At 52.2% G+C, this 12,377-nt stretch carries 10 protein-coding genes; all 10 read left to right on the forward strand.

Translation table 11 applies throughout. The features are described from left to right. Positions 1-130: 130 nt before the first annotated feature. The 10 genes from rlmN (at position 131) to ACOXYR_RS04610 (ending at position 12,363) form a co-directional block, all read left to right on the forward strand. The gene (gene rlmN, locus ACOXYR_RS04565; RefSeq protein WP_108473398.1) at positions 131-1,297 is read left to right on the forward strand and encodes a dual-specificity RNA methyltransferase RlmN; all 1,167 of its coding nucleotides are present in this window, start codon (positions 131-133) and stop codon (positions 1,295-1,297) included. A gap of 277 nt (positions 1,298-1,574) precedes the next feature. Beyond that, positions 1,575-2,585, forward strand: coding sequence for a cytoskeleton protein RodZ (rodZ, locus tag ACOXYR_RS04570; protein WP_421355739.1), 1,011 nt, complete (start codon positions 1,575-1,577; stop codon positions 2,583-2,585). Between the two features lie 25 nt (positions 2,586-2,610). Beyond that, a complete protein-coding gene (gene ispG / locus ACOXYR_RS04575) occupies positions 2,611-3,729 on the forward strand; it encodes a flavodoxin-dependent (E)-4-hydroxy-3-methylbut-2-enyl-diphosphate synthase (RefSeq protein WP_108473400.1) in 1,119 nt (372 codons plus the stop codon). A 185-nt stretch (positions 3,730-3,914) separates the two neighbouring features. After that, complete coding sequence (gene hisS / locus ACOXYR_RS04580) at positions 3,915-5,189, forward strand: histidine--tRNA ligase (protein WP_108473401.1); 1,275 nt, start codon at positions 3,915-3,917, stop codon at positions 5,187-5,189. 33 nt (positions 5,190-5,222) lie between these two features. Next, complete coding sequence (locus ACOXYR_RS04585; protein ID WP_421355740.1) at positions 5,223-5,843, forward strand: YfgM family protein; 621 nt, start codon at positions 5,223-5,225, stop codon at positions 5,841-5,843. Between the two features lie 10 nt (positions 5,844-5,853). Then, complete coding sequence (gene bamB / locus ACOXYR_RS04590; protein ID WP_108473402.1) at positions 5,854-7,032, forward strand: outer membrane protein assembly factor BamB; 1,179 nt, start codon at positions 5,854-5,856, stop codon at positions 7,030-7,032. Positions 7,033-7,166: 134 nt separating this feature from the next. Next, the gene (gene der, locus ACOXYR_RS04595; protein WP_108473403.1) at positions 7,167-8,645 is read left to right on the forward strand and encodes a ribosome biogenesis GTPase Der; all 1,479 of its coding nucleotides are present in this window, start codon (positions 7,167-7,169) and stop codon (positions 8,643-8,645) included. A 49-nt stretch (positions 8,646-8,694) separates the two neighbouring features. Beyond that, positions 8,695-8,913 carry a zinc ribbon domain-containing protein gene (locus ACOXYR_RS04600; RefSeq protein WP_108473404.1) on the forward strand — a complete coding sequence of 73 codons (219 nt, stop codon included), beginning with the start codon at positions 8,695-8,697 and terminating at the stop codon, positions 8,911-8,913. Between the two features lie 211 nt (positions 8,914-9,124). Next, positions 9,125-11,317: an intimin-like inverse autotransporter SinH gene (gene sinH / locus ACOXYR_RS04605; RefSeq protein ID WP_421355771.1), complete on the forward strand. Its 2,193-nt coding sequence runs from the start codon at positions 9,125-9,127 to the stop codon at positions 11,315-11,317. A gap of 56 nt (positions 11,318-11,373) precedes the next feature. Beyond that, on the forward strand, positions 11,374-12,363 hold the full coding sequence (locus ACOXYR_RS04610) for a SinI family autotransporter-associated protein (RefSeq protein WP_421355741.1): 990 nt from the start codon (positions 11,374-11,376) through the stop codon (positions 12,361-12,363). Positions 12,364-12,377 lie beyond the last annotated feature (14 nt).

Raw genomic sequence — 12,377 nt, forward strand, 5'->3', positions numbered from 1 at the left:
AGACGTGGCGTCCGTGCGCCAGAATTTGTACAATGCAACGCCCCCGGACGAGCAGACCGCTCTCCCGGGGCGTTTCTTTTTATTAACCCTCCAGGGGCCATAACGTGTAACAACGAGGCCGGTAAAGATTATGTCTGAACAAATTGTCACGCCTGAGAGCGCCATCCCGGCGGTTCCCAATAAAGATGGAAAAATTAACCTGCTGGATCTCAACCGTCAGCAGATGCGCGAGTTTTTTAAAGACTTAGGCGAGAAACCCTTCCGTGCCGATCAGGTCATGAAGTGGATGTATCACTACTGCAGCGATAACTTTGATGAGATGACCGATATCAACAAGGTTCTGCGTAATAAGCTGAAAGAAGTCGCTGAAATTCGTGCGCCGGAAGTGGTTGAAGAGCAGCGCTCTTCAGACGGCACCATCAAATGGGCGATTGCGGTGGGCGATCAGCGCGTTGAAACGGTTTATATCCCGGAAGACGATCGCGCGACCCTGTGCGTTTCTTCACAGGTTGGCTGTGCGTTAGAGTGTAAATTCTGTTCTACGGCGCAGCAGGGTTTTAACCGTAACCTGCGCGTTTCGGAAATTATTGGCCAGGTCTGGCGTGCGGCGAAAATCGTTGGCGCGGCTAAAATCACCGGTCAGCGTCCTATCACCAACGTGGTGATGATGGGCATGGGTGAGCCGTTGCTGAACCTGACGAACGTCGTCCCGGCAATGGAAATCATGCTTGATGATTTCGGTTTTGGTTTGTCCAAACGTCGAGTCACCTTGTCCACCTCTGGCGTCGTTCCGGCACTGGATAAACTCGGCGATATGATTGACGTTGCGCTGGCGATCTCTCTGCATGCGCCAAACGACGAAATTCGTGACGAAATTGTACCGATCAACAAAAAGTACAATATCGAAACCTTCCTGGCGGCGGTGCGCCGTTATCTGGAAAAATCCAACGCCAATCAGGGGCGTGTGACTATCGAGTATGTGATGCTCGACCATGTCAATGACGGTACTGAACACGCGCATCAACTGGCCGAATTGCTGAAAGATACGCCGTGCAAAATCAACCTGATTCCATGGAACCCGTTCCCGGGCGCGCCGTATGGCCGTAGCTCTAACAGCCGCATCGACCGTTTCTCTAAGGTACTGATGGAGTACGGATTCACCACTATCGTGCGTAAAACGCGCGGTGATGACATCGATGCCGCGTGCGGCCAGCTGGCCGGCGACGTTATCGACCGTACCAAACGTACCCTGCGTAAGCGTATGCAGGGCGAGGCTATTGACGTAAAAGCCGTGTAACTCTGCCTTCGCGCACGGCAGAAATGGCGTGCGCGACGTTAAATGGGCAAGGATTAGGCGAAACGTACTGATCTGGTTAATAATTACGGTGCGTTTCCGCCAGTATTGAGGCAGTATGTAGCCCTGGAATGACAGTGCCGCTACCGTCTTCGGTGCTGTTTTGAGGTCGCTAACCGGGCAGCTTGTCCTGTCTGTTCGAAGTCAACGATCGGATGTTTCGCGGTGTAGGCGTAGTCTGCATCAGAGTCTTAATTTCACGAACCAGCAGTTGTAGCGAATGAATACTGAAACCAACCCTGATCAACAAGATGCACGTACCACGGGCTCCCGTTTACGCAATGCCCGTGAACAACTCGGACTCAGCCAGCAGGCGGTTGCTGAACGGTTATGCCTGAAGGTTTCCACCGTTCGCGATATTGAAGAAGATAAAGCCCCCGCTGAACTCGCTTCAACATTCCTGCGTGGTTATATCCGTTCTTACGCTCGCCTCGTTCATATTCCTGAAGAAGAACTGCTGCCGATGATGGAAAAGCAGGCACCGGTTCGCGCCGCCAAAGTCGCGCCGATGCAGAGCTTCTCGCTGGGTAAACGTCGTAAAAAACGTGATGGCTGGCTGATGAGCTTCACCTGGCTGGTGCTGTTTGTGGTCGTCGGTCTTACGGTGGCGTGGTGGTGGCAAAACCACAAAGCGCAGCAGGAAGAGATCACTACTATGGCGGATCAATCCTCTGTAGAACTCAATAACAGCAGCAATACCGGTTCTCAGGATGTGCCAATGGACACTGGTGCAACCAGCGGGCCAGCCGCACCTGAAGCGACGGCACCGACGACCGCTCCTGCTGATACCGCCGCGACGCAAACGCCAGCGCAGACAACAACGCCAGCGCCAGCAACCGACGCGCAGAATAATGCCGTTGTTGCGCCGTCTCAGGCGAATGTCGACCCGGCCGCGACCGCGCAAACGACCGCACCGGTTGCCACAGGCCTGCCAACCGATCCGGCTCAGTCTGCTACGCCAGCCGTGGATCCCAATGCGCTGGTAATGAACTTTACCGCGGATTGCTGGCTCGAAGTTACCGATGCGACCGGTAAAAAACTGTTCAGCGGTTTGCAGCGTAAAGATGGTAACTTGAATCTCGTCGGCCAGGCGCCGTACAAACTGAAAATTGGCGCGCCGGCTGCAGTGCAGATCCAGTATCAGGGTAAACCTGTCGATCTGAGTCGTTTTATCAGAACTAACCAGGTTGCGCGTCTGACCGTGAATGCCGAACAATCACCGGCACAGTAACAGACGGCAACGCGGGAGATTTTTCATGCACAACCAGGCTCCAATTCAACGTAGAAAATCGAAACGCATTTACGTTGGGAACGTGCCGATTGGCGATGGGGCTCCCATCGCCGTACAGTCGATGACCAATACGCGCACCACTGATGTGGAAGCCACGGTCAATCAGATCAAAGCGTTAGAACGCGTCGGAGCGGATATCGTTCGCGTTTCCGTGCCGACGATGGACGCGGCAGAAGCGTTCAAACTCATCAAACAGCAGGTCAGCGTGCCGCTGGTGGCTGATATTCACTTCGACTACCGTATTGCGCTAAAAGTGGCGGAATACGGCGTCGATTGTCTGCGTATCAACCCCGGCAATATCGGAAACGAAGAACGTATCCGCATGGTTGTGGACTGCGCGCGCGACAAAAATATCCCTATCCGCATTGGCGTAAACGCCGGTTCTCTGGAAAAAGATCTCCAGGAAAAATACGGTGAGCCGACGCCGCAGGCGCTGCTGGAATCCGCGATGCGTCATGTCGATCACCTCGATCGTCTGAACTTTGATCAGTTCAAAGTCAGCGTGAAAGCCTCTGATGTTTTCCTCGCCGTTGAGTCGTATCGTCTGCTGGCGAAGCAGATCGATCAGCCACTGCATCTGGGGATCACCGAAGCGGGTGGCGCCCGGAGCGGGGCGGTAAAATCAGCGATCGGTTTAGGATTACTGCTTTCAGAAGGGATTGGCGACACGCTGCGCGTTTCGCTGGCGGCCGATCCGGTTGAAGAGATCAAAGTCGGTTTCGACATTCTGAAATCCCTGCGCATCCGTTCGCGCGGCATCAACTTTATTGCCTGCCCAACCTGTTCACGTCAGGAATTTGACGTCATTGGTACGGTCAACGCGCTGGAGCAACGCCTGGAAGATATCATCACACCGATGGACGTTTCCATTATCGGCTGCGTGGTGAATGGCCCGGGTGAAGCGCTGGTGTCAACGCTGGGCGTAACAGGCGGTAATAAGAAAAGCGGCCTGTACGAAGATGGCGTGCGTAAAGACCGTCTGGATAACAACGATATGATTGACCAGCTTGAAGCCCGCATTCGTGCGAAGGCGACGATTCTGGATGAAGCTAATCGCATCGACGTTCAGCAGGTCGAAAAATAACAAGATGGGAAGTTCGCGTTCTCAAGGTATACATAAAATCATTCAGGTTGCGTCAAGGCGGCAAGCCAACGCAGAGGCAACTTGAAGGATGAAGTGTATATGACGACCCGAACTTCCCGTGTATGATTGAACCCCTGCGGGTAATCCGCTGAGGGTTCATTTTTATATTTATAAAGAGAATAAACGTGGCAAAAAACATTCAAGCCATTCGCGGCATGAACGATTATCTGCCTGGCGAGACCGCCATCTGGCAGCGCATTGAAGGCACACTCAAAAACGTGCTCGGCAGCTACGGTTACAGTGAAATCCGTTTGCCGATTGTAGAGCAGACCCCGTTATTCAAACGCGCGATCGGTGAAGTGACTGACGTGGTTGAAAAAGAGATGTATACCTTTGAGGACCGCAATGGCGATAGCCTGACCCTGCGCCCGGAAGGTACTGCGGGCTGCGTACGCGCCGGCATCGAGCATGGTCTTCTGTACAATCAGGAGCAGCGTCTGTGGTATATCGGGCCGATGTTCCGTCATGAACGTCCGCAGAAAGGCCGCTACCGCCAGTTCCATCAGTTGGGTTGCGAAGTGTTTGGTCTGCAAGGGCCGGATATCGACGCCGAGTTGATTATGCTTACCGCTCGCTGGTGGCGCGCGCTCGGCATTTCAGAGCACGTGGCGCTGGAACTGAACTCTATCGGTTCCCTCGAAGCGCGTGCGAACTATCGTGATGCGCTGATTGCTTTCCTCGAACAGCATAAAGAGAAGCTGGACGAAGATTGTAAACGTCGTATGTACAGCAACCCGCTGCGCGTGCTGGATTCAAAAAATCCGGACGTTCAGGTGCTGCTGAATGATGCTCCTGCGCTCGGTGACTACCTTGACGATGACTCTCGCGAACACTTTGCCGGGCTGTGCGCTCTGCTGGATGCGGCAGGCATTGCTTACACCGTCAACCAGCGTCTGGTGCGTGGTCTGGACTACTACAACCGCACCGTTTTTGAATGGGTGACCAACAGCCTGGGCTCGCAGGGTACCGTTTGTGCTGGTGGGCGTTATGACGGTCTGGTTGAGCAATTGGGCGGTCGCGCAACTCCGGCGGTGGGCTTCGCGATGGGCCTCGAACGACTTGTTTTGTTAGTTCAGGCAGTTAATCCGGAATTTAAAGCCGATCCTGTTGTCGATATATACCTGGTAGCCTCAGGTGCCGATACTCAGTCCGCCGCAATGCGCCTGGCTGAAGAGGTACGTGATGCCATTCCAGGTGTGAAACTGATGACAAACCACGGCGGCGGCAACTTCAAGAAACAGTTCGCCCGTGCGGACAAATGGGGTGCACGCGTTGCTCTGGTGTTAGGTGAGTCTGAAGTCGCACAAGCGAATGTGGTCGTGAAGGATTTACGTTCTGGCGAACAGACAACCGTAACGCAGGACGGCGTTGCCGCGCATTTGCGCACTATTCTGGGTTAATCTCCCGGACATTTTTATCAGGAGAAGGACTGCGTGGAAATGTACAATAATGAAAACGACCAGGTTGACGCGCTTAAGCGTTTCTTTGCCGAAAACGGTAAAGCCCTGGCCGTTGGGGTCATTTTAGGGATTGGTGCGCTGGTTGGCTGGCGTTACTGGACGTCCCATCAGCTGAATACGGCGCGTGAATCTTCACAGGCCTATGAAAATGCCGTTTCTTCTCTCAGTTCAGGGAAACCGGAAGCGCTGGCCGGCGCGGAGAAATTCGCGGCCGAATCGAAAAACACCTACGGTGCTTTCGCCTCGCTGGAACTGGCTCAGCAATACGTAGACAAAAATGAACTGGATAAAGCGGAAAAACAGCTGAACCAGGGCTTAGCTGCGGCTTCTGATGAGAATCTGAAATCGGTTATCAGCATGCGTCTGGCTCGCGTTCAGCTGCAAATGAAGCAGCCTGATGCGGCGCTGAAGACCGTTGAAAGCATTAAAGGCGAAGGCTGGACGGCTATCGTCGCCGATTTGCGCGGGGAAATTCTGCTCAGCAAAGGTGACAAACAAGGCGCTCGCGCGGCCTGGGAAGCAGGGGCGAAAAGCGATGCTTCACCTGCGCTCAGCGAAATGATGCGCATGAAAATTAATAATTTGTCCATCTGAGAGGGACCCGATGCAATTGCGTAAATTACTTTTGCCAGGACTGCTTTCTGTCACTCTGTTGAGTGGTTGTTCCTGGTTTAGCGGCGAAGAAGATATCGTAAAAATGTCCCCGCTGCCGACGGTTGAAAACCAGTTCACACCTTCTACCGCATGGGATGTGTCGGTGGGTAACGGAATTGGCAACTTCTATTCCAACCTGCATCCGGCCTATGCGGACAGCGTGGTTTATGCGGCTGACCGTCGTGGTACCGTCAAAGCGGTGAACGCGGATGACGGCAAAGAAGTCTGGTCTGTCGATCTGGCGGAAAAAGATGGCTGGCTGTCTCGTAAACCGGCGCTGCTTTCCGGCGGCCTGACCGTTTCTGGCGGTCACGTTTATGTCGGCAGTGAAAAAGCGAAAGTCTATTCTCTGGACGCTGGCGATGGTTCCATCACCTGGCAGACGGCTATGGCGGGTGAAGTGCTCTCTCGTCCGGTTGTCAGCGATGGTCTGGTGCTGGTTCACACCAGCAACGGTCAGTTGCAGGCGCTGAACGAAGCAGACGGCGCGATCAAATGGACTGTCAACCTGGATATGCCAGCGCTGTCTCTGCGCGGTGAATCCGCTCCGGCTGTTGCTTACGGTGCAGCGATTGTGGGCGGTGATAACGGCCGCGTTAGCGCCGTGCTGATGCAGCAGGGCCAGCTGATTTGGCAGCAACGTATCTCTCAGGCAACGGGTAACACTGAAATTGATCGTCTGAGCGATGTCGACACCACGCCGGTTATCGCCAATGGCGTCGTTTACGCGCTGGCGTATAACGGTAACCTGACCGCGCTGGATCTGCGCAGCGGCCAGATCCTGTGGAAACGCGAGCTGGGCTCGGTGAATGATTTCATCGTCGATGGCAACCGCATCTACATGGTCGATCAGAATGACCGCCTGCTGGCGCTCACCACTGACGGCGGCGTAACGTTGTGGACGCAAAGCGATCTGCTGCACCGTCTGCTGACAGCGCCAGCGTTGTATAACGGCAACCTGGTGGTTGGCGATAGCGAAGGTTACATGCACTGGATTAACACCGAAGATGGCCGCTTTGTTGCTCAGCAAAAAGTGGACAGCTCTGGCTTCCTGACTGAGCCTGTGGTTGCCGATGGCAAACTGCTGATTCAGGCAAAAGACGGTACGCTGTACGCGATTACGCGTTAAAATAGTGCGGTGATTCAGTGAATAACGGCTCCTGTTGAATCAGGGGCCGTTTGCTATTTTTATTATTATTGTTTTTGTGCCTGATGGCGATGCGCCACCAGGCAAAGCAAATTTTGAGTTAATGAGGCTTTAACATGATTCCTGTGGTCGCGCTTGTCGGGCGCCCTAACGTTGGAAAATCCACGCTATTTAACCGCCTGACGCGCACTCGTGATGCGCTGGTCGCGGATTTCCCGGGTCTGACTCGTGACCGTAAATACGGTCGTGCTGAAGTGGAAGGCCGTGAGTTTATCTGTATCGATACCGGCGGTATCGACGGTACGGAAGAGGGCGTGGAAACCCGTATGGCGGAGCAGTCGCTGCTGGCGATTGAAGAGGCTGACGTGGTGCTGTTTATGGTCGATGCGCGCGCCGGGCTGATGCCGGCGGATAAAGCGATCGCCAAACATCTGCGTTCCCGTGAAAAACCGACCTTCCTGGTGGCGAACAAAACGGACGGCGTTGATGCCGATCAGGCCATCGCTGATTTCTGGTCGCTCGGTCTGGGTGATATCTACCCGATTGCTGCCTCCCATGGTCGCGGCGTGACCAGCCTGCTGGAACACGTGTTGCTGCCGTTTGTTGATGACGTGAACCCGCCGGAAGAAGTAGACGAAGACGCGGAGTACTGGGCGAAATTTGAAGCGGAGCAGAACGGCGAAGCGCTGGAAGAGCCGGAAGATGATTTCGACCCGACAACACTGCCTATCAAGCTGGCGATTGTCGGTCGCCCGAACGTAGGTAAGTCTACACTTACAAACCGTATTCTCGGCGAAGACCGCGTAGTGGTCTATGACATGCCGGGTACGACGCGTGACAGTATCTACATCCCGATGCAGCGCGACGAGCGTGAATACGTGCTCATCGACACCGCCGGTGTGCGTAAGCGCGGCAAGATAACCGACGTGGTCGAGAAATTCTCCGTCATCAAGACGTTGCAGGCGATTGAAGACGCTAACGTGGTGCTGCTGGTCATTGATGCCCGTGAAGGTATCTCCGATCAGGATTTGTCGCTGCTGGGCTTCATCCTGAATAGTGGGCGCTCACTTGTTATTGTGGTCAACAAATGGGATGGCCTGAGCAACGAAGTCAGAGAGCAGGTGAAAGAGACGCTGGACTACCGTCTGGGCTTTATCGATTTCGCGCGCGTGCACTTTATCTCTGCACTGCACGGCAGCGGCGTGGGTAATCTGTTTGAATCCGTACGTGAAGCTTATGACAGCTCGACGCGTCGTGTTGGCACCGCGATGCTGACCCGTATCATGACTATGGCGGTGGAAGATCACCAGCCGCCGCTGGTGCGTGGCCGTCGCGTGAAACTGAAATATGCCCACGCCGGCGGTTATAACCCGCCAATCGTGGTGATTCACGGCAACCAGGTGAAAGACCTGCCGGATTCCTACAAGCGTTATCTGATGAACTACTTCCGCAAGTCGCTGGATGTCATGGGTACGCCGATTCGTATCCAGTTCAAGGAAGGGGAGAACCCGTATGCGAATAAGCGCAATACGCTGACCCCCACCCAGATGCGTAAGCGTAAGCGTCTCATTAAACACATTAAGAAAAGTAAGTAATTACTAATCGATGGCCTCTTTATGAGGCCATTATTATTAAGGAGCTTCTATGGAATTGCACTGCCCTAAATGTCAGCACCTGCTGGAGCAGGACGGCGCCCATGCGCAATGCCCATCCTGCGGTAACGATGTTGAACTGCAAGCCTGTTGCCCTGACTGCCATCTACCGTTACAGGTGTTGAAAGCCTGCGGCGCGGTAGATTATTTCTGCCAGAACGGACATGGGTTGATTTCACGTAAACGCGTGGAATATCGTATTCCTGCGTGAATTAATGGTTCTGTTAATTAATAAAATGCCGGGTATTTTTTAAATAAATATATCTGGCATTGTTATATGGTATTTATATTGTTTGATGATGACATCTTTGCTCTTTATCATGTTTTATGATTTTTAGGCATTCATTTAGAGACAAATTCGTTTTACTTATTTCCGCAGGGAATTAAAATTGGCACGTTAAAATTTTCTTTCGGGAATATTTATTGTGCAATGGATGCGCCTTACGATACTGATGCTTTTATCAGGTACGGTTTATGCCGAATCTGATATTTCTGTATCTGAGAAAAAGTCCACTATGGAAACGTCCCTTCCCGATCTCGGCAGTCAGGCAGCACAGCAGGAAGCGCCAGAAGACAAGGGACATTCCCTTAAAGAACAAGGCGCAGACTACTTTATTAACTCCGCGACTCAGGGTTTTGATAACCTGACGCCAGAGGCTCTGGAGTCGCAGGCCAGAAGCTATGTCCAGAGGCAGGTTACGTCCGGCGCGCAATCTTTGGTTGAAGGGGCGCTCTCTCCTTTTGGTAAGGTTCGCTCAAACCTCTCCCTTGGTCAGGGCGGCGATCTTGATGGGAGTTCGCTGGATTATTTTGTTCCCTTATATGATAACCAACAAAACGTATTATTTAGTCAATTATCAGCTCAACGAAAAGATGACAGAACGATAGGTAACCTGGGTTTTGGCATAAGGCATAATACTCAGAGGTGGCTGCTGGGTGGAAATATATTTTATGATTATGATTTTACCCGAGGGCACCGTCGTTTAGGGTTAGGAGCGGAAGCCTGGACGGATTATTTAAAATTCTCCGGGAACTATTATCATCCCCTTTCCAGTTGGCAAGACTCAGAGGATTTTGACTTCTATGAAGAGCGTCCCGCACGGGGGTGGGATATTCGTGCGGAAGCCTGGTTGCCATCCTATCCACAATTGGGCGGTAAAATTGTTTTCGAGCAGTATTATGGCGATGAAGTTGCCCTTTTTGGCACAGATAATCTTGAGAAAGATCCTTATGCGGTGACGGTTGGTCTGAAATATCAGCCCGTTCCGCTACTCTCTGTCGGTACGGATTTCAAGGCCGGCACCGGCGATAATACTGACATTAGCGTTAACGCAACCCTGACCTATCAATTCGGTGTTCCTCTTAAAGAACAGCTTGATTCTGACAATGTGAGTACAGCCCATTCGCTGATGGGTAGCCGGCTGGACTTTGTTGAGCGTAACAATTTCATTGTTCTGGAATATAAAGAAAAAGATCCACTGGACGTCACTCTGTGGTTGAAAGCGGATACCACCAATACGCATCCCGAATGTGTCATTAAAGATACGCCCGAAGAAGCAATTGGTCTGGAAAAATGCAAATGGACGATAAATGCGCTCATCAATCATCACTATAAGATCGTCGCCGCCTCCTGGCAGGCAAAGAACAACGCCGCCCGAACGTTGGTCATGCCGGTCATAAAAGAAAATACCCTTACTGACGGGAATAACAATCACTGGAATCTTGTGCTTCCGGCCTGGCAGTACAGTTCCGATAAAGCAGAACAGGAAAAACTGAACACCTGGCGAGTACGTCTGGCTCTGGAAGATGAGAAGGGAAATCGGCAGAACTCTGGCGTGGTGGAAATTACGGTTCAGCAGGATCGTAAAATTGAACTCATCGTCAATAACATCGCTGACGTGCCTGAAGAAAACAATCATCGCCATGAAGCCAGCGCGCAGGCGGATGGTGTCGATGGTGTGGTGATGGATCTCGACGTTACTGATAGCTTCGGTGATGACACCGATCGTAACGGCGATGCGCTGCCGGAAGATAACCTGTCTCCTCAGCTTTATGATACGCAAGATAAGAAAGTCACGCTCACCAACAAGCCTTGTTCAACGGACAACCCCTGCGTCTTTATCGCCAAACAGGATAAAGAGAAAGGGACGGTAACCCTCTCAAGTACCCTGCCGGGAACCTTCCGCTGGAAGGCGAAAGCCGCGCCGTATGACGACAGTAATTATGTCGATGTCACCTTTATTGGCTCAGATATTGGCGGGCTCAATGCCTTTATCTATCGGATTGGTGCAGACAAGCCGGTCAATCTGATTGGTAACGATAAAGAACCGCTTCCCCTTAATAACACCTATCGGTTTGTTTTGTGGCGCGATTCCAACAAAGACGGTGTGTTTCAGCAGTCAGAAAAACTGACAGATGAAGAGATGAAACAATATGACTATCGCTGGGAGTTTACCGGGCAGAGCGCCCATGGCGAGACGGGCGCACAGGCTAAAACGGCCAATGAAGATATTGTGATACCCGCCACCAATGGTGAAGCCGCGAAGAAATTTAACGCTCAGCCTGGTGATGGGGTGCAGGGATACGGGTTACAGGTGAGCTACAGCAAGAAATAGGGTCAGCGTAATGGCTGATCTGGCCACCGCTGAAAGTTAACTAAGGAGAGTGTTTAATGAAACCTCATATGAAACGTGGGTTGAGAAAAGCCACGTTAGCACTGATGGTGGTCGGATATTGCGCCGTTCCTTCTGCCATGGCAGGTGATGCTGCCTGGGTTGCGAGCGGAGCAACTGCAGAATTTCAGGGTACCATTCCGTGGATTTATCGCGAGGGTGGAGATAAAAGCATCAATTCGGCTGACGCCGGTCACATTAAAGTCACTTCGGATAATCAGGGAGCGCGCCCGCAAGGGAGTGAAAACGATAAACGACTTTATGTTGGCGATACCATCACTTTAGGCTGGGATATTGGCGATACCGAAGAAGACGTGGATGCCGGGGCAAAAGGCAACGATGGCGCTACCACGGAGACCATTAAATGGTTTAGCTATAGCGATAATGCCGGTACCGATAAACAAGAGATCACGTCAGCAGCTGGAAAATCGAGCTATAAAATCACGGATAGCGATCGTGGGCGCTATATTGGCGTCGAAATTCAGGCTACGACGCAAACCGGTAATCCTTATCAGGGAACCGCATTGAGTTTACTGGATATTACGACGGCCAACGGTGGTGGTAGTGACGACGATAATGTCGATCCTGGCCCGGTTGTGAACCAGAATCTGAAAGTTGCTATCTTCGAGAAAGGCACCAATACCAACCTTATTGGCGGCAGTACACCGATTGCGCTTAATAAAACCTATGTGGCCAAATTGTTCTCGGATGAAGACGGCGACGGCAAGTGGAGCACGGGTGATATTGATGTTACCGCTAATTATGACTTTGCCTGGGTCTTCAACGGTAACAGTAAGCAACTCGGCACTGCTGGCGGCATTGCGAATTCCAGCTTCGATAATAATGAGCTCGTTATTCCTCAAACGAATACCGCGGCGAAAACCAGCCTTAACGGTGGCGATCGTAATGGTAAATCCGGTCTGGCCATTCCGGATAACGGCGATGGCGTTCAGGGATATACCTTATCCATTATTTATAAACACCATTAATCATAGCCAAACAG

Source organism: Pseudocitrobacter faecalis, assembly GCF_965231525.1.
In the GTDB taxonomy this organism is placed as follows: Bacteria; Pseudomonadota; Gammaproteobacteria; order Enterobacterales; family Enterobacteriaceae; genus Pseudocitrobacter; species Pseudocitrobacter faecalis.